Below are 23,294 nucleotides of genomic sequence, written 5' to 3' on the forward strand. Positions count from 1 at the left end.
CTGGATGCCCAAGTTTCAAATCAGCTTTTTTATGGCTACTGTATTCGTTTAAAATTTTTATTCAACCATTTAAGCGGCTAACAACTTATGGATACTTAAAGCGACTTCTTCCGTAAACGCTTTCCATGAAGAATGTTCTTCTTTAAAGAAGTGATACTGAATAAGCGGTTCTAATACTAATCCTGTATAGAGCGATACTAGCGTTAATAGCGTGATTTTATTGCCTATCTCTCCAGTTTCAAGTCCTTCTGCTAACACATTTTGCATCCAAAAATGAGGTTTAAGATCATCTTCTACTGTAGGCCAAAATTTATATTGCGATAATAGAGCAAAACGAATACTTTCAGGCTCAGCGGCATACAATTGATAAGTATAACGTTGCATCTCTTGCAGTCGTTCAATAGCAGTCTTTTCCCGATCTTCAGCAATTCGTTTAATTTCGGCAGTATATGTACGAAGGATTAATCTAAAGAGATAGAGTGCCATCTCCTCTTTGCTCTTAAAATGCTTATAGAGTGCAGCCTCTGAAGTACCTGCTTCTCGAGAGATATCACGCACCGAGACTAGGTCATAGCCACGTTCTGCAAATAACTTTAAACTTGCTTCTAAATAGCGGGATTTACTCCCCTCTGTTGAAAAATCAAACTTCATATAGGCCTCTTAATAGCTAACATTCGTTAACTATAGTGTAACAGAGGCAAGCTCGAGCGAAAATAGACATTGTAATAAAAATCTTTGTGGTAATTAAAAGTAGGGAAGGACTACTTCATATTTTATTGAACGAAACACTCTCTAAAGAGCCCACAAGGTTAACGCTTGATTACTTTTTTCTTGACTTCTCCTTTCACACAGATTAACCTATTGAAGTTAACTATCGTTTACTTTAGTGGTTGCACATAAATATATATCGTATCAATCGTGTATTATCTAGGTTTATAGCATTTTCTATCATGGATAATACATAGATAAATAAAGGTCGATCACCGGATTTACAAAGGAAATTTCAAAGATGAAATGGCTACTTCGAACAATTTTTACCTTTTTTTATCGAGTGGATTTAAAAATTGATCCCACTAGTCGAAAGATGCAAGGCATCATTATCTGTAATCACCAATCCTTTCTCGATGGAATTCTTTTAGGATTATTTCTTCCTCAAAAACCGCTCTTCGTAATAGATCGTCTTATTGCAGAACGATGGTATTTTAAATGGCCGCTTAAATTTATCCCCCACTTAACTCTCGATTCCACTCACCCAATGTCTATCAAGACATTAATTCAGGTTGCAAAATCAGATCAAAGTATTGTGATCTTCCCTGAAGGTCGAATCACTTTAACAGGGAGTTTGATGAAAATTTATGAAGGTGCTGCCTTCGTTGCTTATAAATCACATAAACCATTGATCCCTGTCTACATTGAAGGTGCGGAACATAGCTATTTTAGTCGACTAAAAGGACTAGTAAAACGTCGATTATTCCCCAAAATCCGTATCACAATGCAAGCACCTCATGACATAACCCTCCCTAAAGAATTACCAGTAGCACAAACACGTCACTATTTAGCTCAATTTACCCAGGAGATTCTTATGAATACACGCCTTGATATCTTTAAACCCACTTCTTTATTTACAAGCATCTTAGAAGCTCGAAATGAATTTGGTAAAGAAAAACTCTGTATAGAAGATATTACTCGCAAACCACTGAGCTACCAAAAATTAATAGAATCTGCATTAGCTCTCTCTCGCCTATTTAAAAAACATACCGATGAGCAAGAACGGGTGGGTGTTTTACTACCTAATACTAATGCTGCAGCCATTACCATTTTTGGCCTCAATGCTATTAATCGAGTTTCAGCACTTATCAATTATAGTGCAGGCATTGAAGGTGTCGATGCCGCTATTACATCTGCAAAGATCAAGACAATTGTTACCTCAAGAAAATTCATAAAAGAGGCAAAATTACAGCCTCTGCTTGACCATTTTCCTCAAATACAGTGGCTCTATCTAGAAGATCTACGCCAAGCACTTACCATTAGAGATAAACTCTGGGTTTGGTGGAGTCGTCGAAAGCCCACTAAATATCTACCTAAAGTTAACGCAGAAGATGAGGCGATTATTCTCTTTACTTCTGGTTCTGAAGGTAAACCCAAAGGCGTGGTCCATACAAATCGTTCTCTGTTAACCAATGTGGAACAGTTACGTACAATTGCTGATTTTACGGCCAAAGATACCTTCATGGTTGCCTTACCTCTTTTTCATGCATTTGGACTTACCGCAGGGCTGCTTACCTCTATAATCTCTGGAGCTAAAGCCTTTCTCTACCCTTCTCCCTTGCATTACCGTGTCATTCCCGAAATGATCTATGAACTTCAGGCGACTGTTTTTTTTGGAACCTCTACCTTTTTACAAAATTATGCACGATATGCTAATGCGGCCGACTTTGCCTCTTTACGCTACGTTGTCGCGGGAGCGGAAAAACTCAACCAAAATGTAAAAGAGACTTGGCAAGAGAAATTTGGTATTCGTATTTTAGAGGGGTATGGTGCAACAGAATGCGCCCCGGTTATCTCAATCAATGTTCCTACAGACTATAAAGAGAATACTATCGGTAAGATTCTTCCTGGATTAGATGCAAAACTTCTCCCAATAGAGGGTATTGAAGAAGGTGGAAAGCTGTTAGTGAAAGGAGGCAATATTATGGAAGGCTACCTACACTATCAAACACCAGGGATCATTTCTAGGGAGAGCCTTGAACAAAATGATGGTTGGTATGATACAGGTGATATCGTTAAAATTGACGATGACGGTTTCTTAACAATCATTGGACGCGCCAAACGTTTTGCCAAAATTGCCGGTGAGATGGTCTCCCTTGAAACAGCGGAACGAATCTTTAGAGAAACTTATCCCGATTACCAACATGCAGCAGCAACTCGAACCGATCAAAGCAAAGGGGAAGCTATCGTTATTTTTACCACAGCGCCCATGGATACAGACAGAAAAGCGCTCGCACAAACTGCGCGTAGCTTAGGACTACCAGAACTAGCCATCAGCCGTGATATCCGTTTTCTACAAGAACTACCTCGCCTTGGATCAGGCAAAATTAATTATCAAGCACTCAATGACCTCGTCCTAGCAGAACAAAATGAAAATAAAGATAAAGATAAAAGCACGGAATAACTATTTCCTAGAGCTTCCCTAGCTTGATCTGCTGCCTACCATTTATCAATCTAAAGTGAGCATATTATGAGTCTAAGGTCCGTCACTTCTCCTAAATCCCTACCGCCTAAAGAGAAACTTTTGAACCGAGGTATGATCACCATTCTCAATGCCCAATTTTTCTCGGCATTTGCGGATAATGTGCTCTTCTTTGCGCTCCTAGAGATTCTGCAACAAGGATTATATGGTAAAGAGAGTACCTATATTTTACAAGGCACCTTTGCTCTCTTCTATATTCTCCTAGCGCCTATTGTCGGTTATATTGCCGATCATATTGCCAAATCTCAGGTCTTAATGGTGGGCAATGGTATTAAGCTGCTCGGCGTTCTCCTGCTCTTTCTAGAGATTAATCCCTTTATCTGTTACGCCATTGTAGGATTTGGGGCAGCTGTCTATTCGCCGGCGAAATTTGGGGTGTTGAGTGAATTTGTTAGCGAAAAACTCCTGATTAAAGCCAATGGACTAATCGAAGCTTCCACCATTATCGCTATTCTCTCAGGTGCCGCTTTAGGGGGATTATTGGCAGAGCTGAATCTCTACTACGCTGTCGCTTTAACCATTGTGACCTACATTGTGGCGGCGATCTTTAATTACTATATGCCCAAAATTGCACCGAAAATTGGTCCATCATTGAAACCACAACTGATCGTTCGGCAATTTATGCTCGCTTTTCTTCGCCTATTTCGAGATCAAAAAGCACGGTTTGCCATTATCGGCACGAGCCTCTTTTGGGCTGGCGTTGCAACCCTTAAATTACTGCTCAACGATTGGGTACGGGATGTGCTTGGTGAGGGGACAGAAATGGTCTCCCAAATGAGTGTGGTGGTCGGATTAGGCGTGATTATCGGTGCAGCCTTTGCCGCTATGGTCATTAAGCCGGAGAGAACGCGTATTAGCCTTTGGGCAGGGATTGGGATGAGCTTAACGATCGTGCTCTTTGTACTACAAAATAATCTCTACCTCACCTATATCACTCTGCTATTAATAGGCGCTTTCGGTGGCTGTTTTATGATTCCCCTCAATGCCCTACTACAGACTCGGGGCGGGCTATTTCAGAGTGTGGGGAGCGCGATTGCTATTCAGAATTTGATTGAAAATATCTTTATGCTCAGCTCGATCGCTATCTTTGGACTTCTCACTAGCTTCGGATTCTTCTCCGTATTGACCTTAATGATCATCTTCGGCGGACTCTTTTTAGTGGCCATTATCGCGCTCTTCTATGAAGCCTATCGCCATCAGATTTTTGCCCAAGAGATCACCTAAAAAAAGAGAGGCGTTGAACAATAAGCCGATACTGACTATTTTTTAGCCAAAAAACAAAACCCTGCACTTCGCAGGGTTTTTCTATGTTTTGCAAGTTTTGCCAATTTTACACAACTGTTATCCCGAAAGTTATCCACAGAAATTGGGGATTAATCCCCACAACTTGGGATAACGATTATTGGTAAATTGCCTCTCTCTCCATCAACAAACTGTTCAATACTTGAATAACGGCTAAACAGCCTTTGGATAAGTGGCGACCATTGCACAGAGTTTTTCAGTCACTTGATAGCTCTTTTCAAAAGCACTAATCGGCAGAAACTCAAAACGTGAATGGAAGTTCAATGCGCCAGTGAAATAGTTAGGCGTAAAGATCCCCCGCTTTGAGAGCGCAGAGCCATCCGTTCCGCCGCGCATCGGGATCACATTTTTAGGAATATCTAAGGCATCAAAAGTGGCAAATAAGGCATCGAGAGCACTCTGATCATCGCCCATTGAATCTTGAATATTACTATAGACATCTGTGATTTCACACACAATATTCGCACGAGGATGACGCGCTTGAATCATTGTCACAGCCGACTCAATATAAGCTTTACGCGCGGCATAACTCGCTTTATCAAAATCACGAATATTAATTTGTAATACCGCTTCATTCGCATTGCCATTTAATGAAGTCAACCAAAAATACCCTTCCCGGCCTTCCGTATGTTCTGGCGTATCTAAAGGATCAAAACAGCCCATTAGATCTTGCGCGACTCGAAGCGGATTGACTAACACATTTTTTGCAGACATAGGGTGGGCTGTCACCCCGGTAATAGTAATCGCAACCGAACCGGCATTAAAGGTTTCATACACAATCTCTCCCTCTTCACAGCAGTCGATCGTATAAGCAAAATCCACCTTAAATCGCTCTAAATCCATCACTTTTGCCCCCCGAAGACCAATCTCTTCATCGGGAACAAACGCTACATAGAGATCCCCCATCGGCGCACATTTCCCTTGTGATAAGCGTGATAATAGCTCCATTACGACCGTTACCGCTGCTTTATTATCAGCACCTAATACGCTTGTGCCATCACTGAAGATAATCTCTTCGCCAATATAACGCTCAGCTTCCGGATGTTCATCCCGCTTAAACCAGATATTCTCTTGTCTATTTAAACAGAGATCTTCACCGTTATAACGTAACCGCTGAGGATGAATATCCGGCGATAACCCCACATCAACCGTATCCACGTGGGTAATAAACCCCATTGTCGGTACATTCTCAAGCTCCCCTTTACGAAATGCGGTCAAGACACCATGCTCATCGATATGGATATCTGCTAATCCATACTGTTCTAGCTCCTTTGCCAATGCATTCACCATATTCCACTGACTCTCAGTAGAGGGAATGGTGGGCGATGAAGCACAGCTTTGGCTCTCAATGGCTAAATAACGGAAAAATCGCGTGGTTAACGCTTCACCTAATGACATTATAAATTCCTCTTGTTGATCCATTATCTGCCGAGTATTGATAATGTTACTCGGCAATAATGGTCTCTTATTTTCAAAGTATTATTACTAATTAATTCTCTATTTCATTTGCCATCTATTGATACTCTCAATTAAATAGCTCATAACTTACATATTCAGCCGATGACCATGACAACTATGGTGTTGAATGGAGTACCGGAATGGTATAGCTACTCTCAAAACCAAGCGGAATATCTAGTCCCCAATAGATAAAGAGCATCGCCGTTAAGACGATGAATAATCCGGCAGTATAAGGTAACATCATCGAACAGAGTGTCCCCACGCCAGCCTTACTGTAGTAACGAGCACAATACATAATAATAAGCGGATAGAAAGGGAACATCGGCGTACTCACATTCACGGCAGAGTCACTAATTCTAAAAGCCGCTTGCGTCAATTCAGGGGAGATCCCTACCGCCATGAGCATCGGCACTAATACCGGTGCCATAATCGCCCATTTTGAAGTTGCTGAAGTAATGAGAATATTTACAATCCCGACTAAAGCAATCACTAGTAATACTGTGAGCTCTGCCGGAATCTTCAAAGTGGTCAACATATCGGCGCCCGCTAGTGCGATCAATTTACCGATATTGGAAAAATTAAATGAATAGAGGAACTGCGCTGCAAAAAAGGCAAAGACAATAAAAGGAATGAGTGACTTTAAAATCTCTTCCATGGAATGAATCACATCATTTGTCGAAGTGAAAGACTTTGTGATAAAACCATAAATAACGCCGGGAATTGCAAAAAATAGAAATAACAGAGGTACGATCATCTGCATGATTCCTGCCTGCGAACTGGTCATACTGCCATCGGGAGCTCGAAGAGGCGAGCTTTCTGGGATCAATAAAACTGTGATAAGCACTACTAAAGCGAACACTGATAATCCCGCCCAACGAAAGCCTTTCTGGTCAAGCGCTGTCACTTGCGATAAGCTCTCTGCTTCATCATCAGAAGCATGGGAATCAATCGGGCAATTCTTATTAAGCCACGGCTCTACCACCTTTTCAGTCACATACCAACAAATTAAAATAACGGCAAATGCACTACCAAAACTTAAAAAGTAATTAGCCAGCACATTCACATTGTAAGTCGGCATCATCATGCGAGCGGCATCTTCGGTAAAGGACTGCATAATTGGATCGATTTGTGATGGTGTAAAGCTTGCACTAAACCCTCCAGCAAGCCCGGCAAAAGCAGTGGCAATCCCAGCGAGTGGATGACGACCTTTAGCATAGAACATCAGAGCCGCAACCGGCATCAGAATAACATAAGCGGAATCAGAGACAACGTGGGCAACTACCGATACAAATACCACTGTCGGCGTTAAAAATCGAGGAGAGATAAAACTCAATAATTTCTTTAATGCAGTATGAATAAATCCACTACGCTCTGCAATTCCGATTCCCAAAGTTGCCACAATGGTGATCCCAAGCGGTGGGAAGCTCATAAAGTTCTTCACCGTCGAGATAATAAAAGTGACGATATGATCGTAGGTGAAAAGATTAATCACCTCAATTTTTTGGGGGGTAGCCCCCATTTTTGTCGGGGGAAGATAGTAATCAAAATCGATAAATGAGAGTAAAAATGAGAGTATCCAACAGATCACTAATGCATAGATAAAGAGCATCGTGACGCTCGGCATCTTATTCCCAAATCGTTCTACGGTATTCAAAAAGCCTTTTTTCTTGAAAGGCTCAATCGTTTCTGCCATCTGAAATCCTTTTTCATAAACTATGTGTTAGCTCAATAACCTATAAAAATAGCTGAGAAAAATTCTATTTAAAGAGAGATATCTCTTGAAATAAATCTATCTCCTCATCTACCCATATATACAGTATTAAAAAATACCCTATAGCCTTTATGATTGCTAGAGCCATCAATTATTAAAAAACTACTTATTATTATTTTTGCACAAAATCAATAAGATCAAAATAAATTCGATTGTATCAACATAAAAAAATACCCTAAAAAAATTAAGCTCTTAGGGTACTTCCAATCTTACTGATCACCATAAATTACAGCACTTATACTTATCGCCGTTTTCGACCGCCTAATGTGCCACGAACAATCTCATTGCTCAATTGTCGCATCAATTGTTTACTAGTCTGTTGCACTAATCCCTCTTGTTTTCCACCTCTTGGGCCAGTTGAGCCAAAGAGAAACGTTTTTAACATACCCAATAAACCGCTATCTGTAGATTGAGCATTTCCTGTTGGAGTATTCTCCGCTTGCTCTGCTCGTGTTTGCAAAGTCGCAGCGATCTCTGCTTCTTTCGCCGCCTCTAATTCAGCTTTTTCAAGTAACTCATAAGCAGATTCACGATCAATCATCTCCTCATAACGTCCATAGATAGATGATTGATTAATAATCGTATTAATCTCCGCTGGTGTTAATATCCCCATTCTAGACTCGGGTGCTAAAATAAAAGCACGCTCGACAATATTCGGGGCACCCTTTCCCCCTAAAAATGAAATCAAAGCTTCCCCTGTACCAAGCTCACCTATCGCTGTTTCTGCATCAAAATTAGGATTCGCGCGCATCGTTTGAGCGGCTGCTTTTACAGCCTTTTGATCTCGTGGTGTAAAGGCTCTTAATGCATGTTGAATACGGTTGCCTAACTGCCCTAAAATATTATCCGGAATATCTAAAGGCGTTTGGGAAATAAAGTAAATTCCCACCCCTTTTGAACGAATAAGGCGAACGACCTGCTCAATTTTGTCGAGCAATGCTTTCGGAGCATCTTTAAAAAGGAGATGTGCCTCATCAAAAAAGAAGACAATTTTAGGTTTCTCCATATCACCCACTTCCGGTAATCTTTCAAATAACTCTGACATTGTCCAGAGTAAAAACATCGCATAGAGTTTAGGTTGATGATATAGCTTCTCCGCCGAGAGAATATTAATCATCCCTCGCCCGTTGCTTTCACGCATAAAATCAAAAATATCAAGATTAGGCTCGCCAAAAAAGAGTTCAGCGCCTTCCATCTCTAACTGCAATAATCCTCTTTGAATCGCGCCAATAGAGGCAGAAGCGATATTACCATACTCTTTTTGTAAAGATTTCGCATTATCTGCCACATAACGTGTCATTGCTCTAAGATCTTTAAAATCAATGAGCAGTAGACCGTTATCATCGGCGACTTTAAAAATAATATTTAAAATACCAAGTTGAATCTCATTGAGCCCCATTAACTGTCCAAGGATAAGAGGCCCCATATCAGACACCGTTGCCCTAATCGGGTGTCCTTTTTCGGCAAATACATCCCAAAAAGTAACAGGATTATCATGAGGATCCCAATCAGTATACCCCGTTGCATCTAATCTCTCTTGCAATTTGGGGTTAATGGTACCTGCAGCAGCAATTCCAGAGAGATCCCCTTTAACATCCGCCATAAAGACAGGGACGCCAATTTTAGAAAAACTCTCTGCTAATTTTTGCAACGTGACCGTCTTTCCCGTCCCTGTGGCACCTGTAATTAAACCATGGCGGTTTGCTAAATTCGATAATAAATTAAGCTCTTGATGATCTGCAGTTTTGCCGATTAAGAGCGGATAACCATTACTCATAAGGATCTCCTTGTGCGATATGTCTAAATCTAATTTCTAAATTCTAAATTTAATTTCTACATTGAATTTCTATAACTTATTCTATGACCGTAATTTGCCATTGATAAACAAAGGAAAATTGTACTAAATAAAGCGTAAATAAGGGATGATTTACTGTATTTAATAATAAATTTTAATTATTTCTTGAAAGTTTCACTCAATAGTTCGTTTTGAATAATACTTTGAATAAAAAAATCGGGTACCTACAGAGATTCAATAGAAAAAGAATGATAAAAAATATTTTTCTTTAAAAAACAGTATATTAAATTTTTTACCCCTATAAAATTTATAGTAATACTAATTAACTCTTGATAATAAATCTTTTATAGGTGATAATGCGCCCTCAAATTATTTTGTGTTAATAAGATGTACGATCATATGATAATCGCTTATTAACTATCCTCGTTAGGTGAGGCTCCTATATGGAGGCAAGCTACTGCCCAGAAACGTCGAGAGACACCAACGGGTCAGCAGAAACTGTCGAGCTAAGGCAGTATCTAATGTAGCCGAAAGTATCATTTTTGATCTATTTATAGATTAGATCATGACTCACTTTCATGCCATATAGTGCTAAAGCTGTACGAAAGAGGAGAGATCGCCAGCAAAGCCGATCGCTTTGTGGCATAAAACACCCTCCTCACACTGTGGTTGGGTGTTTTTTTCGATCTCAAAAATAGACTGATCATCTATTCGCTCTTTGCTCATGGATACCTGCGTTGGCTGAGGCGCCCAGCTACGCTTAACAAAATATAATTTATGCAAATAAAAGATAGGAGTTAAGCTAATGGTACAAGACCGCAATCAAAAATTTGGCATCGAGACCGCGGGGTCAATGATGTCAGATGACTTCATCACTCTCCCTATGAGAGATACCGTTGATCAAACCATCGATTATCTTCGTAAAACACTCTATCAACGGGAAGATATTCATTACATCTATGTCTTAAATGACGATAAATTATTGGCCGGCGTAATCGCTATTCGGGAGCTTTTAGCTGCGAAAGGGGACGCAACACTCCAAGAGATCATGAAGACTAAGATCAAAACCTTATCTCCTGATATCGACCAAGAACAGGTTGCACAGCTATTCCAAGAAACTGAGCTAGTGACGATTCCTGTCGTAGATTACTCTCAACACCTCCTCGGTGTTATCCATATGGATCAAATGCTTGATGTTATGGAACAAGAGGGTACGGAAGATATCTATCGTATGGCTTCGATCAAAAGTGATGATTTCGATAGTCAAAACATCCTCACTGCGACGATCGGCCTTCTCTACCGTAAACGGGTTGCTTGGTTGATTATTCTCGTCTTTATGAATATCTTTTCAGGTGCCGGAATTGCCACATTTGAAGAGTTGATTGAGAGTAATGTTGCCCTTGTCTTCTTCTTGCCACTGCTCGTCGATAGTGGCGGTAATGCCGGTGCTCAGTCTGCAACACTTGTGATTCGTGCAATGGCATTAGGGGAAGTACGCATGAAAGACTGGTTTAAGATGATCAGTAAAGAGATCCTTGTATCAGGCCTACTGGGATTTACGATGGCGCTTGCGGTTTCCCTCATCGGTATCTACCGCGGTGGCCCTGAAATTGCCTTTGTGGTAGCCTTAACAATGGTGGGTGTTGTTATGATCGGTAGCTTAATCGGCCTTTCACTTCCATTTATCTTCAGTAAATTAAAAATGGACCCTGCAACAGCAAGTGGACCGCTTATCACCTCTATTTGTGATATTGTCGGTGTCTTTATCTACTTCGGTATTGCAAGTGCATTTATGACTTTAAGCTAATACTTATACTAAACAGTAATCAGTTTAACCTCTATCAAATACTACCTGAAAAGGTAACCCTTATTTTTACTCAATGAATATATATCGTGTTCTCCATAAGAAGCGCAATCTTTACCAAACGTCTCTTCTTCACGATCATTGGGTAAAAATCGTAGGTAATATCAAGATTCTCATATAGCCTACCAGCTATGACATATTTGATGAATGCGCTATTACTTACACCTTTTTAGTCCTAGGCATTCATAACAATAACCATAAGCCGATAATATTTTTTACAGTAGTATTTTTTACTGCAATATGTAAAATCCCAAAGCTCAACACTTTGGGATTTTTTTATTCTTAATTCATAAAAGCTCAGCCATAAAAGCATCAAAAGGTAAAACACTCTCTTTAGTGAGGATCTTATGATGCTATCACTCTTACATCTTATGAGATTTTTGCGCCGGGCTTTAACTCACCTAATGACGTTAAAAGTGCTAATGATTCATCTTTAGAGGCCGATAAAATCATTCCCTCGCTTACACCAAAACGCATCTTACGGGGCGCTAAATTCGCCACAACCACCACATAAGTTCCAACTAGAGCCGCAGGATCCTCATAGAACTTACGAATCCCTGAGAAAATTGTCCGAGGACGCGCTTCCCCTAAATCCACTTGGAAAGTAAGTAATTTATCGGAGCCCTCTAGGAAATCACACTCTAGGACCTTCCCTAAACGCAGATCGACTTTCGCAAAATCATCGATTGTAATATAGTCCCCGGCTGCTTGAGCGCCTTTCTCTTGAGTTGATTTCTCTTTATCTGCTTTAACTTTATCGGATTTCGCAGACTGCGCACTGTCTTTACGCTCTGTACTCAATGCTTCTTTATTCGCTTCGATTAAAAGATCGAGATCTTTACGATTTAAACGTGTCATCAAATGAGTATAGGGCTCCACTTGATGCCCAACTTTCAATCCTTGCTCTAAATCAGCATAAGAGAGCGGTGCAATATTGAGGAAAGATTCTACGCGCGCAGCCACTACAGGAATCACCGGCTTGAGATAGAGCGTCAAAATTCTAAAGGTTTCTAAATAGCCCGTACAGAGATTTTGAAGTAATTCTCGCTTACTCTCATCCTTTGCCACTTCCCACGGCTTCATTTGGTCAAAGTGCTCATTCACTGCATCACACGCTTGAGAAATTTCCCGCAAACTTGCCGCAAAATTACGTTGTTCAAAACCCGCTTGAATACGGGGTGCGCGCTCTTTTAATGAAGCAATCAGCGATACCGTTTCAGGTGCAATGTTCCCCAAAGTATTCTCAAATTCTTTCGCAATAAAACGGCTAGTTCGAGAGGCGATATTGATATATTTACCGATCAAATCTGCATTCACACGATTCACAAAATCTTCTAAATTGAGATCAAAATCATCGATTGCCGCACTTGATTTAGCGGCAAAATAGTAACGCAACCATTCAGGATCTAAATTTTGACTAATATAAGAATTTGCCGTAATAAAAGTCCCTCGAGATTTACTCATTTTAGAACCATCAACCGTTAAGAAACCATTGATCGCATATTGTGAGGGCACACGATGACCTGAAAAATTGAGCATTGCCGGCCAAAAGAGCGTATGGAAATACATAATATCTTTCCCGATAAAATGTACCATCTCTGTCCCGGCTTCTTTTGCTGCTTCTCGTTTGACAAAACGATCAAACTCAATGCCACCAGTTTTATCGCAATAGTTTTTGAAAGAAGCAAAATAACCGATCGGGGCATCTAACCAAACATAGAAATATTTGTTCTCGGCATTCGGAATCGGAAAACCAAAATAGGGCGCATCTCGAGAGATATCCCAATCAGAAAGCTTACAATCCCCCTCTTCTCCAATCCATTCACGCATTTTATTCGCAGCTTCAGGTTGCAGACGGGATTTATCTTCTAAGAACTTCCGCAAGAACGCCACACAACGAGGATCTGAGAGTTTAAAGAAGAAGTGCTCCGAAGGACGCATTACCGGCGTTTTACCAGTGACTACAGAGAATGGATTGATGAGCTCAGTCGGGCGATAGGTAGCACCACACACTTCACAGTTATCCCCATATTGATCTTTTGCATGGCATTTCGGGCATTCGCCTTTGATAAAACGATCGGGCAAGAACATTTTTCGAGTTTCATCATAAAACTGCTCAATTGTCTTCGTTTCAATGAGATTTTCTGCTTGAAGCGCAAGATAGATCTCTTCTACTAAAGCTTGATTCTCTTTTGAGTGAGTCGTGTAGTAATTATCAAAGTTAATATAGAAACTATCAAAATCAGCAGAGTGCGCCGCATGGGCTTTTGCAATCAATTCTTCTGGGGTAATCCCTAAAGAGTCGGCTTTAAGCATAATCGGTGTACCATGAGTATCATCTGCACAGATATAGTACACATCATTGCCTAATAACCGCTGAAAGCGTACCCAAATATCCGCTTGGGTATAACCTAAAAGATGCCCTAAATGGATATCACCATTGGCAAAGGGCAAAGCATTTGTCACTAAAATCTCTCTCTTTTGTTGCATACTCTACTAATTCCTATTTATCTGTGTAATGTGGATGCGATCTATACTCACATTAGCAAAATGAGTGCTTATGCACTAATTTATTATTGAATCTTCTATTGAATTTTCTATTGAATCTATTCATAGCCGAGCTAATCAATAAATGCTCAGCGATCAAGAGTTATCGTTCTATCAATAATACAGCGACTTGTGCGGCAATCCCCTCTTCTCGACCGACAAATCCCATCTTTTCCATCGTCGTTGCTTTAACGTTGATATCATTCATTGAAATCGCTAAATCTCCGGCGATAATCTGCTCAATCGCTTCTCGATGTGGTAAAATTTTAGGGCGCTCTGCGAGTACTGTAATATCGATATTGCCAATTCGATAACCTTTATCAAATACCAACTTATAGGCTTGTTTTAGCAATACTCGACTATCTGCACCTTTAAAAGCGGGATCTGTATCAGGGAATAATGTCCCTATATCCCCCGCTTTTGCCGCACCTAAAATGGCATCTGTTAAAGCGTGTAAGACAACATCACCATCTGAATGCGCTTTAAATTTTTTGTGAAAGGGGATTCGTACACCACCAATCATCAAATGATCACCCTCTTCAAACGTGTGAACGTCAAATCCAAATCCTATCCTCATACTTCTCTCGCTGTAAAATAGAGGCGCATTAATTCAAGATCCTCAGGGTAAGTGATCTTCAAATTATGGCTATAACCTCGATATAGTTGGGGAAATAGGCCATTATACTCCAAAATTGAAGCTTCATCTGTGACATTTACGCCATCCTTTAAGATTTTTTCACTTGCCTCGAGCAATAGATTCAGCTTCGCTGCTTGTGGGGTTTGTGCTAACCATAACGTTGAACGATCTTCCGTGTGTATAATTCTTCCAGCAGTATCCGCTCTCTTCACCGTATCTTGTGCCGGCATCGCCATAATCAATCCAGCTTCTGGTTGCGTTGATACTAAATGCTCACAAAAGAGGGTTAATTCCGAAGATTTTAATCCAGGTCTTGCCGCATCGTGCACCAGGACCCAAGCATCATCGAGAGACTTCCCTGCTTTCGATAACCGATTAGCCAAATACTGAAGCCCAGCAGTGACGGACGCTGTTCGAGTTTCTCCTCCGATTGTCTCCCATAATCGCTCACTTTCAAGCGGCAAAGGTGTTGAATCTCCCTGAGACCGTACAACCACTCCCCCGGCAATGGCATCTACCGATAAGAAGAGAGAGAGCGTATGATAGAGCACGCTCTTCCCGGCAAGCATTAAGTATTGCTTAGGGCAATCTGCTCCCATTCGACTTCCTACTCCCGCCGCGGGGATGACAAAATAAATTTCTGGCATCGCTACTTTCTCTACCATTAATGCTTCCTACCTTGATATAAAGTGATCATCGTTAACTTCTCTCCTCATTTCTCTTTATCAATCTCCCAATATCCCCTATGATGAAACAGATACTTTTTTATCACACTTTTTAAGCGCTACTTTAAAATACAAGGGAATGATGATGATTAATAAGAATACTCAGCTCTGCATCTCTCTCTCCGGCCGCCCCGGCAACTTTGGGACATTCTTTCATAATTACCTTTATCAACAATTAGAACTCGATTATATCTACAAAGCTTTCTCTACTCGCAATATTGAAGATGCTATTAAAGGGGTTCGTGCTTTAGGTATTAGAGGCTGTGCAATCTCTATGCCCTTTAAAGAAGCGGTGATCCCCTTAGTCGATCAGATCGACCACTCAGCAGCAGCCATTGATTCTATCAATACTATTGTTAATAATGACGGAGAACTCTTTGCCTATAATACAGATTATATTGCCGTAGTTGAACTTCTTAAAAAGAATCAAATATCGCCTGATACCCCTTTTATTCTCAAGGGAAGTGGAGGAATGGCAAAAGCGGTAGCAGGTGCGCTCTATCATCAAGGTTTTAAAAATGGCACAATTGTTGCCCGAAACAAGCAAAAAGGGCAAGATCTTGCAGAACTCTATCAATTCTCTTATAGCGCCACGGAACCCTCTCTCAAAAAAGTGCAAGCAATGATGCTTATCAATGTTACCCCACTAGGCATGCAAGGAGGCGAAGAGGTCAATGATCTTGCCTTTACTCAAGAGAATATCGAGCATGCTTCTATCATCTTTGATGTTGTAGCACTCCCTGTAGAAACACCGATGATTAAACTCGCACAACAGCTCAATAAAATCATCATTAGCGGTGCAGATATCGCCGTCATTCAAGCCATAGAACAGTTTGTGCTCTATACAGGCATTCGCCCCTCTTTAGATCTAGTAAAAGAGGCATCAAGCTTTGCAAGAGACCTAGCTTAAATCAATATAAGCTCAATCTAACCTAATTACTACTCTCACAAAGTTGTTTTTGTAACATTTATCTGCTTATACTCTTTATCCAATATATCGATACCACTCTAAAACATCAATAAAAAAACCTCAGTTTCTAAAACTGAGGTTTACAGATAACTCCGAACATTCAATCTCAACAACTATTGAATTCAGTCATTATTACTCGTAACGCCCTACGCTCATCATTCTTCCTGCAATGATAGTTAAACCTTTATAGAGACCTATTTTTGTAAAGGAAAATGCTCACGACTTTCATCTACTCTTTCACGCAATAACTTACCTGGTTTAAAATGCGTTGTGTATTTACCGCTTAATTTTACTGCATCCCCCGTTTTAGGATTACGGCCAATTTTAGGCTCACGGTAGCGAACAGAAAAGCTACCAAAGCCACGAATTTCGATGCGCCCACCCTTTCCTAATGTATCTGTAATATGTTCTAAAATTTTCTTAACACTCTTCTCAATTTCAGAAACTGAACAATGAGGGTATTTTGCGCTAAGTTTTTGGACTAATTCTGATCTTGTCACAGCATTTTCTCCTTGAAATTCATGCGTTATGCTCCATAAAAATATTGATATTTGGTAAATATATGTATATTTTGATAAATAATACAATTTATCACGCGATTCCGCAAGATCTGAAAACAGGATTCTACTATTTTTTTTGTTTTGAAATCAAAGTCATCAAAAGAGAAGGCCATGAGAAACTTGCTCTCATGGCCTCTTTATTACATTTTTTTACAATTTATAGTTCTAAAAAAACTCCAAACTATTATTGTTGTTTCAATTGCTCTTTTAAGAGATCACCCAATGTTGCACCCACTTGTTGGTCATTTGCATACTCAGCGATATCTTGTGCACTTACTTCGTCCACTGCTTTTACAGAGAGAACGATTGAACGGTTACGACGATCAACGCTCACGAAACGTGCTTCAACTTCATCGCCAACATTGTAAACGTTACGAACGTCTTCAACGCGCTCTGAAGAGATCTCTGATGCGCGAAGGTTACCTTCAACACCATCACCAAGATCAACAACTGCATATTTTGCGTCAACTTCAGTAACAACACCTTTCACTAATGAACCTTTCTCATGTTCTGCTAAGAATGAAGAGAATGGGTCTTGATCAAGTTGTTTGATACCAAGAGAGATACGTTCACGATCAGCATCTACTGCTAATACCATTGCTTCGATCTCATCGCCACGGTTATAATCACGAATCGCTTCTTCCCCTGGCATGCTCCAAGAGATATCCGATAAGTGCACAAGGCCATCAATACCACCTTCGAGACCGATAAAGATACCGAAATCAGTAATTGACTTGATCGTGCCGCTGATACGATCATTTTTGTTGTATTTAACCGCAAACTCTTCCCATGGATTAGGCATACATTGTTTCATACCAAGAGAGATACGGCGACGTTCTTCATCGATATCAAGAACAACTACGCCCACTTCTTCTCCCGCTGTAACAACTTTAGAAGGGTTAACGTTTTTATTCGTCCAATCCATTTCAGAAACGTGAACAAGACCTTCGATACCAGGCTCGATCTCAACGAAACAACCGTAATCAGTGATGTTAGTCACTTTACCTTTAGTTTGAAGTCCCGCTGGGAAGCGCATTGCGATATCTTTCCATGGATCTTCACCAAGTTGTTTAAGACCTAGAGATACACGGTTACGCTCTTTGTCAAACTTAAGAAGTTTAACTTCGATCTCTTGGTTAATTTCAACAATTTCAGAAGGATGACGAACACGTTTCCAAGCCATATCAGTGATATGAAGAAGGCCATCGATACCGCCAAGGTCAATAAACGCACCGTAATCAGTGAGGTTTTTAACCACACCTTTAACCACATCGCCTTCCTCAAGATTTTTGAGAAGCTCTTCACGTTCTGCAGAATACTCTTCTTCAAGTACCGCACGGCGTGAAACAACGATGTTGTTACGCTTTTGATCAAGCTTAATGGCTTTAAGCTCAAGCTCTTTACCTTCGAGGTAAGCGATATCACGAACAGGGCGAACATCTACTAATGAACCTGGTAAGAACGCGCGCTCTGTACCGATATCCACAGTGAAACCACCTTTAACGCGACCAGAGATAACACCTTTAATGATTTCATCATTTTCAAGTTTTTTCTCAAGGAACGCCCAAACTTCTGCACGTTTCGCTTTCTCACGAGAAAGACGTGTTTCACCGAAACCATCTTCAAGTGATTCAAGGACAACATCAACTTTATCGCCAACTTGAACTTCTAACTCACCATTCAAATCTTGAAATTGTTCAGCAGGGATACGACCTTCACTTTTAAGGCCAGCATCAACAATGACAAAACCATTTTCGATTTTGACAACTGTTGCTTTAATAATTCCACCGATTTCACGTGCTTGTTCTTCGGCAATTGATTGTTCAAATAAATCTGCAAAACTTAATGACATATATATTTAAAATGCATAGGCCACGTTGGATCAGATAGGATCTCGATTCTATCGTTTCAAAGATCGCTGTGATCTGCCTACGACTTGTTTAAGGGTAATAAAAAATCATAGATCAAATGAGATTATCCCGCGAACTGATCTATGAAACCTGCTTTTTATCCTAGAAATTACAAGATGAATACCTATAATCCGCTACAATGAAATGCATACATTAATAAATGTACATTACTCATATTGAGCTAATGCATTGTTACAAATCGACTAATTAGGGAATCGCTCTACAACCGCATCCCACGCTTTTTGTAAAACCTCTGCCACCGTTAAGTGGGAAGTATCAATAATGAGTGCATCCTCTGCAGGCACTAAAGGCGAGGCTGACCGCGTCCGATCTCGCTCATCTCTTGCTTCTACCTCGGATAAAATCTGCTCTATATTAGCGCAAATACCGCTTTCTAACAACTGTTTATGCCGTCTTTTTGCTCGCTCTTTCGCACTCGCTGTCAAAAAAAGCTTCAAAGGCGCTGAAGGAAAGACCACCGTTCCCATATCTCGACCATCAGCAATAAGCCCCGGATCCTGCGCAAAATCTCGTTGTCGCTGCAATAAATGACTGCGAACTTTAGGGTGTTTCGCAACAATCGATGCCATATTTCCCGTCGTTTCAGCCCGTACTTTACCGGTCACTTTTTCCACACCCAGATAGATCTCCAACACTTCATCTTCGATCTTAAAGGTTAAAGGTAGATTCACAGCAAGATCAGCTACCTTATCTTCTGCTTCAAGGTCGATATTTTGAGATTGTGCAAAAATAGCCAATGCCCGATAAATCGCGCCAGAATCTAAAAAATGCCAACCGAGCTTTTGCGCCAACTGCAATGATAAAGTGCCCTTCCCGACCCCACTTGGGCCATCTACTGTAATAATATTTTGCATAGATCTATCCTAGTTTTTATGAAATCTATTTTTTATGAAAAATTCTGTCACTGCGCTTTTTCAGGAACTTTCCATCCATGAAAGCACTATTATTGTCCACTTTATGCTATCCTAATATGCATATTAATTTTCAATAAATAAGTAATATAAAGACGTACATAAAATATGTATATCAATACATATAAACACATTGTTAAATGTAGCATATTTTGAATGAAAGCGTGGTTTTACCCCTGACTTTTAGCCACTATGATTACAAAACACTAATAGGATCTATTTCATGAAATTAACCATTGCAACGCGCGAAAGCCCTCTTGCTCTTTGGCAAGCCAATCATGTAAAAACAACGCTTCTAAAGCACTTCCCAGATCTACAAGTAGAACTTCTAGGAATGACCACGAAAGGCGATCAGCTTCTCTCTTCTCCACTCAGTAAAATTGGTGGAAAAGGGCTCTTTATCAAAGAGCTTGAAGTTGCCATGTTAGAAGGCCATGCCGATATTGCGGTACATTCTATGAAAGATGTCCCTATGGCATCTCAGTTACCTGATGGATTATCTGTACCGGTCGTTATGAAGCGAGAAGACCCCCGAGATGCGCTGGTGTCAAGGCGCTACACTTCTCTTGAATCACTACCGCATGGGGCTATCGTTGGCTCTTGCTCGCTACGTCGCCGAGCACAGATTCAGGCACTACGCCCTGATCTCGTCCTAAAAGACTTACGAGGCAACGTCAATACTCGTTTACAAAAACTCGATAATGGCGAATTTGATGCCATTATTCTTGCAGCGGCAGGACTTAAACGCCTTGGTTTTGAAGATCAAATTAGTGAGTATCTAGCTGATACAGTCTCTCTACCGGCAGTGGGACAAGGCGCCATTGGCATTGAGTGTAAATCAGATAATGAAGCGGTGTTAAAGCTCATTATGACGCTTAATGACCCTGATACTGCGATTTGTGTTAAGGCTGAACGAGCATTTAATGCAAGACTCAACGGCGGTTGCCAAGCACCCATTGCCGGATTTGCACAATTAACGGAGTCAGGCCTCTATCTTCGTGGATTAGTCGGCGACTTAGATCATGGCACTATTTTATTCCATGAAATCACAGGACGCCCTGAAGATGCTGAAGCCATTGGAACGGCACTTGCCGATCATCTATTAGCGCAGGGAGCGAAAGAGATTCTGGACAAGATCTATGGACAAGCTTAAGCAATCTCATAGTAACCTTTCCCCTTCAGAGATCGGCATTATTATCACACGCCCTGAAGGACAAGGTCTATGGCTAATAGAAAAGATCACTCAGAGTGGAATGCACGCATTCTCATTGCCGGGTTTTACCATTGAACCCTCCACGCATACCGCTGAAATTGAACAGACTAAGGCGCAGATAACACAATATGATTATCTACTCTTTACAAGTCCGAATGCTGTTAAATATGCCGATTATTTCCAGATTCCCTTTGATAAAATTAAAGGCTGTATAGCGCTTGGCCGGGGTACCGAACGTGCCCTGCGGGCATTCCTAACGCAGACCGGGATTATTACCGCGCCGAAGCCTTATACCTCTGAGGCGTTAATTGCATTACTCAAGAAGAAGCACCTTGTAAAAAACCGATCAGTCCTCATTATGAGTGGTGAAGGCGGACGCCGATTATTGGCAAAAGCCATTATTAATCTAGGAGGCAAGGCACAATATTGCGACCTCTATTGCCGAAAAGCACCTGTAAATACGGATCTATCAGCGATTACGGCTTTCAAAAATACGCAGAACAATACAGATAAACAACTCTACCTTGTAATCTCAAGCCAAGAAGCTTTTCATAATTTACTCCCTGAAATAACAAAAAATAACGTACGATCCTCGATAAATGGCGTATTTGTCGCTAGCGATCGTTTGCAAAACATTGTAAAATCAGAGAGATTTGAGAATATTATTGTCGCTAAATCGGCACTTGAAAGTGACCTTTGGCAGGCTATTGAGATGCAATTACTCTCTCAAACCCCTAATTTGGACTCCCCTTTAACGATCTCATCTGATAATGATAAGGAGCTCTCTATGACTAAAAAAGAGCAAAAGCAGAACAAAAACCGCGCAACTGAAAATAAAGTTGCAACCTCTTCTGAAAATACCGCAGAAATCACAACAAACGCAGCTGAAACAGGAGATGCTGTCGTGATTGATGACGCTAAAGCACCAGAAATGGCAGCTACAGCAGCGCAAAAAACAGAAGACGTGGTTGACACTGTAGCGCAGGATGAGGCTACATCAAATGATAATAGGGATATTAAAGAAGCAATCACTCAAGAAAACATCAGTGATGCTAAGGACGAGCATTTTGATGACAATGATCAAGATTCGACATCACCACCTATCACTCCAAAAACAACAGCACACGCCTCTGGCAGTGGAGGAAAAGTTGTTGGTTATATTGCACTCTTAGTCGCACTTGCGGCAGCAGGTGTTAGTGGATTTACTTACTATCAAAGTACGCTCGGTAAAGATGACCAGCTCACAGGACTTAAAAGCTCATTACAAAGTAGCCAAAGCGATCTGCAAACACTCACTACAAACTTCAGTAAGCTTCAATCAGAGTTGAATGCCCTTAAAGCAACCGCAAATAAAGCGCCTTCTACCAATCCTGCCGATGATTCTGTTCAAGGACAAGTTACACTGCTTGCACAGAAATATGATTCACTCAATGATGCTTTGGCACAATCTGCAAAAGGTTTACAAGGTCAACTCGATACACTGAAGACAGCACAGCAAGCATTAGAAGAGAAAACAACACAGATTGATAATATCGCTAAAGTCAGTGATCAGGCGATCACTATTGCGAATAGTTTTGATAAGAAACTTGCAGAGCAAGATCTCAAACAAGCAGTCGTTTTAGATGAAGCGAAAGAGCTGATCACCACGATTAAGAGCATTACTGATCTTGAGCTCCTTCGCACGACAGAAGTGGATTATCTCCTTAAAATTGCCGTACAAAAAGTAGAGTACGATAAAGATTATAAAGGTGCTGCGGATCTTTTAACGACTGCCATTGATCGTCTTGGTCAAATTAATAGCATTAACTTCACAGAAACAAAACAGCTCTTAGAATCTAATATCACAGATCTGAAAGCACTCAATCCTGTCAATATGATGATGATTACAGAACGTCTTGAAAAGGTAGCCTCACTTGCACAGCATGCACCGCTTAAGAGCGATAGCGCACTTGTGAATCTCAAAAAAGAGATCTTCGATCAGCCTACTGATGAGGGCAATTCTTGGGGAGATAAGCTTCATAACTCACTCAAGCATCTTATTGTGATCGAAGATAAACGTGCTGATGTGCCTGAGCTTATGGCAAAAGAGGATCGTTTCTTCTTAGTGCAAAATATTCAGCTCGAATTAACATCTGCTAAAATCGCAGCGCAACAGGATCAATTCGATCTCTTTGATCATTCATTAGATACCGTCAAATCTTGGATTACCACCTATTTTGATGAAGATAATGCAGATGTTCGTGAAGCATTGAAGCAATTGCAGTGGATGCTTGATGCGAAATTTGATACAACACCGCCAAATATCCAACGAACCTTAACAGATTTCGAAGCAACCCTTCGAGCGTATAAAGGAGCGTAAT

General features: G+C 40.7%; 16 protein-coding genes and 1 riboswitch. Of the genes, 6 read left to right on the forward strand and 10 right to left on the reverse strand.

The window, feature by feature from the left end:
• Nucleotides 1–69: 69 nt before the first annotated feature.
• Nucleotides 70–651, reverse strand: coding sequence for a TetR/AcrR family transcriptional regulator (locus tag WMO13_RS09015; RefSeq protein ID WP_051396201.1), 582 nt, complete (start codon nucleotides 649–651; stop codon nucleotides 70–72).
• Between the two features lie 358 nt (nucleotides 652–1,009).
• Between WMO13_RS09015 and aas the strand changes: the two genes are divergently transcribed.
• Together aas and lplT are read left to right on the forward strand one after the other, a co-directional pair.
• Nucleotides 1,010–3,172, forward strand: coding sequence for a bifunctional acyl-ACP--phospholipid O-acyltransferase/long-chain-fatty-acid--ACP ligase (gene aas, locus WMO13_RS09020; RefSeq protein WP_034855610.1), 2,163 nt, complete (start codon nucleotides 1,010–1,012; stop codon nucleotides 3,170–3,172).
• A gap of 66 nt (nucleotides 3,173–3,238) precedes the next feature.
• Entirely contained in the window at nucleotides 3,239–4,474 is a 1,236-nt protein-coding gene (lplT, locus tag WMO13_RS09025) for a lysophospholipid transporter LplT (protein WP_051396202.1), read from the forward strand.
• A 231-nt stretch (nucleotides 4,475–4,705) separates the two neighbouring features.
• Here lplT and pepT read toward each other — a convergent pair whose 3' ends face one another.
• The 3 genes from pepT to WMO13_RS09040 form a co-directional block, all read right to left on the reverse strand.
• Complete coding sequence (gene pepT, locus WMO13_RS09030; protein ID WP_034855614.1) at nucleotides 4,706–5,950, reverse strand: peptidase T; 1,245 nt, start codon at nucleotides 5,948–5,950, stop codon at nucleotides 4,706–4,708.
• A gap of 175 nt (nucleotides 5,951–6,125) precedes the next feature.
• Complete coding sequence (locus WMO13_RS09035; RefSeq protein WP_026878808.1) at nucleotides 6,126–7,703, reverse strand: AbgT family transporter; 1,578 nt, start codon at nucleotides 7,701–7,703, stop codon at nucleotides 6,126–6,128.
• A gap of 319 nt (nucleotides 7,704–8,022) precedes the next feature.
• Nucleotides 8,023–9,558 (reverse strand): helicase HerA-like domain-containing protein, encoded by a 1,536-nt coding sequence (locus WMO13_RS09040; protein WP_026878809.1) that lies wholly within the window; start codon nucleotides 9,556–9,558, stop codon nucleotides 8,023–8,025.
• A gap of 433 nt (nucleotides 9,559–9,991) precedes the next feature.
• Nucleotides 9,992–10,193, forward strand: a riboswitch (M-box (ykoK) riboswitch).
• Between the two features lie 188 nt (nucleotides 10,194–10,381).
• Between WMO13_RS09040 and mgtE the strand changes: the two genes are divergently transcribed.
• The gene (gene mgtE, locus WMO13_RS09045) at nucleotides 10,382–11,383 is read left to right on the forward strand and encodes a magnesium transporter (protein ID WP_034855616.1); all 1,002 of its coding nucleotides are present in this window, start codon (nucleotides 10,382–10,384) and stop codon (nucleotides 11,381–11,383) included.
• Nucleotides 11,384–11,809: 426 nt separating this feature from the next.
• On the opposite strand, the gene metG is transcribed toward mgtE, so the two are convergent.
• From metG to ispD, 3 genes are all read right to left on the reverse strand, one after another.
• Nucleotides 11,810–13,930 carry a methionine--tRNA ligase gene (gene metG, locus WMO13_RS09050; RefSeq protein WP_026878810.1) on the reverse strand — a complete coding sequence of 707 codons (2,121 nt, stop codon included), beginning with the start codon at nucleotides 13,928–13,930 and terminating at the stop codon, nucleotides 11,810–11,812.
• A 160-nt stretch (nucleotides 13,931–14,090) separates the two neighbouring features.
• On the reverse strand, nucleotides 14,091–14,564 hold the full coding sequence (gene ispF / locus WMO13_RS09055) for a 2-C-methyl-D-erythritol 2,4-cyclodiphosphate synthase (RefSeq protein ID WP_026878811.1): 474 nt from the start codon (nucleotides 14,562–14,564) through the stop codon (nucleotides 14,091–14,093).
• Nucleotides 14,561–15,289 carry a 2-C-methyl-D-erythritol 4-phosphate cytidylyltransferase gene (gene ispD, locus WMO13_RS09060; protein WP_051396203.1) on the reverse strand — a complete coding sequence of 243 codons (729 nt, stop codon included), beginning with the start codon at nucleotides 15,287–15,289 and terminating at the stop codon, nucleotides 14,561–14,563. The genes ispF and ispD overlap by 4 nt, the downstream gene beginning before the upstream one ends.
• 145 nt (nucleotides 15,290–15,434) lie before the next feature.
• On the opposite strand from ispD, the gene WMO13_RS09065 reads away from it, so the two are divergent.
• Nucleotides 15,435–16,259 carry a shikimate 5-dehydrogenase gene (locus WMO13_RS09065; RefSeq protein ID WP_026878813.1) on the forward strand — a complete coding sequence of 275 codons (825 nt, stop codon included), beginning with the start codon at nucleotides 15,435–15,437 and terminating at the stop codon, nucleotides 16,257–16,259.
• A 254-nt stretch (nucleotides 16,260–16,513) separates the two neighbouring features.
• Here WMO13_RS09065 and WMO13_RS09070 read toward each other — a convergent pair whose 3' ends face one another.
• The 3 genes from WMO13_RS09070 to cmk all read right to left on the reverse strand — a co-directional run bounded on the left by WMO13_RS09070 (nucleotide 16,514) and on the right by cmk (nucleotide 19,664).
• Complete coding sequence (locus WMO13_RS09070) at nucleotides 16,514–16,819, reverse strand: integration host factor subunit beta (protein ID WP_026878814.1); 306 nt, start codon at nucleotides 16,817–16,819, stop codon at nucleotides 16,514–16,516.
• A gap of 244 nt (nucleotides 16,820–17,063) precedes the next feature.
• Nucleotides 17,064–18,731 carry a 30S ribosomal protein S1 gene (gene rpsA / locus WMO13_RS09075; RefSeq protein ID WP_026878815.1) on the reverse strand — a complete coding sequence of 556 codons (1,668 nt, stop codon included), beginning with the start codon at nucleotides 18,729–18,731 and terminating at the stop codon, nucleotides 17,064–17,066.
• Between the two features lie 261 nt (nucleotides 18,732–18,992).
• Entirely contained in the window at nucleotides 18,993–19,664 is a 672-nt protein-coding gene (gene cmk, locus WMO13_RS09080) for a (d)CMP kinase (RefSeq protein WP_026878816.1), read from the reverse strand.
• 280 nt (nucleotides 19,665–19,944) lie between these two features.
• On the opposite strand from cmk, the gene hemC reads away from it, so the two are divergent.
• Together hemC and WMO13_RS09090 are read left to right on the forward strand one after the other, a co-directional pair.
• Entirely contained in the window at nucleotides 19,945–20,874 is a 930-nt protein-coding gene (gene hemC / locus WMO13_RS09085; protein WP_034855619.1) for a hydroxymethylbilane synthase, read from the forward strand.
• Entirely contained in the window at nucleotides 20,861–23,293 is a 2,433-nt protein-coding gene (locus tag WMO13_RS09090) for a uroporphyrinogen-III synthase (RefSeq protein ID WP_026878818.1), read from the forward strand. The genes hemC and WMO13_RS09090 overlap by 14 nt, the downstream gene beginning before the upstream one ends.
• Nucleotide 23,294 lies beyond the last annotated feature (1 nt).

Origin of the sequence: Ignatzschineria larvae DSM 13226 (assembly GCF_038500265.1) — a bacterium.
GTDB lineage: Bacteria > Pseudomonadota > Gammaproteobacteria > Cardiobacteriales > Wohlfahrtiimonadaceae > Ignatzschineria > Ignatzschineria larvae.

What these genes read in the sequence shown, in the direction of transcription:
- WMO13_RS09015 (WP_051396201.1), bottom strand. Translation starts at nt 651, where the DNA reads ATGAAGTTTGATTTTTCAACAGAGGGGAGTAAATCCCGCTATTTAGAA.
- aas (WP_034855610.1), top strand. Translation starts at nt 1,010, where the DNA reads ATGAAATGGCTACTTCGAACAATTTTTACCTTTTTTTATCGAGTGGAT.
- lplT (WP_051396202.1), top strand. Translation starts at nt 3,239, where the DNA reads ATGAGTCTAAGGTCCGTCACTTCTCCTAAATCCCTACCGCCTAAAGAG.
- pepT (WP_034855614.1), bottom strand. Translation starts at nt 5,950, where the DNA reads ATGTCATTAGGTGAAGCGTTAACCACGCGATTTTTCCGTTATTTAGCC.
- WMO13_RS09035 (WP_026878808.1), bottom strand. Translation starts at nt 7,703, where the DNA reads ATGGCAGAAACGATTGAGCCTTTCAAGAAAAAAGGCTTTTTGAATACC.
- WMO13_RS09040 (WP_026878809.1), bottom strand. Translation starts at nt 9,558, where the DNA reads ATGAGTAATGGTTATCCGCTCTTAATCGGCAAAACTGCAGATCATCAA.
- mgtE (WP_034855616.1), top strand. Translation starts at nt 10,382, where the DNA reads ATGGTACAAGACCGCAATCAAAAATTTGGCATCGAGACCGCGGGGTCA.
- metG (WP_026878810.1), bottom strand. Translation starts at nt 13,930, where the DNA reads ATGCAACAAAAGAGAGAGATTTTAGTGACAAATGCTTTGCCCTTTGCC.
- ispF (WP_026878811.1), bottom strand. Translation starts at nt 14,564, where the DNA reads ATGAGGATAGGATTTGGATTTGACGTTCACACGTTTGAAGAGGGTGAT.
- ispD (WP_051396203.1), bottom strand. Translation starts at nt 15,289, where the DNA reads ATGGTAGAGAAAGTAGCGATGCCAGAAATTTATTTTGTCATCCCCGCG.
- WMO13_RS09065 (WP_026878813.1), top strand. Translation starts at nt 15,435, where the DNA reads ATGATTAATAAGAATACTCAGCTCTGCATCTCTCTCTCCGGCCGCCCC.
- rpsA (WP_026878815.1), bottom strand. Translation starts at nt 18,731, where the DNA reads ATGTCATTAAGTTTTGCAGATTTATTTGAACAATCAATTGCCGAAGAA.
- cmk (WP_026878816.1), bottom strand. Translation starts at nt 19,664, where the DNA reads ATGCAAAATATTATTACAGTAGATGGCCCAAGTGGGGTCGGGAAGGGC.
- hemC (WP_034855619.1), top strand. Translation starts at nt 19,945, where the DNA reads ATGAAATTAACCATTGCAACGCGCGAAAGCCCTCTTGCTCTTTGGCAA.
- WMO13_RS09090 (WP_026878818.1), top strand. Translation starts at nt 20,861, where the DNA reads ATGGACAAGCTTAAGCAATCTCATAGTAACCTTTCCCCTTCAGAGATC.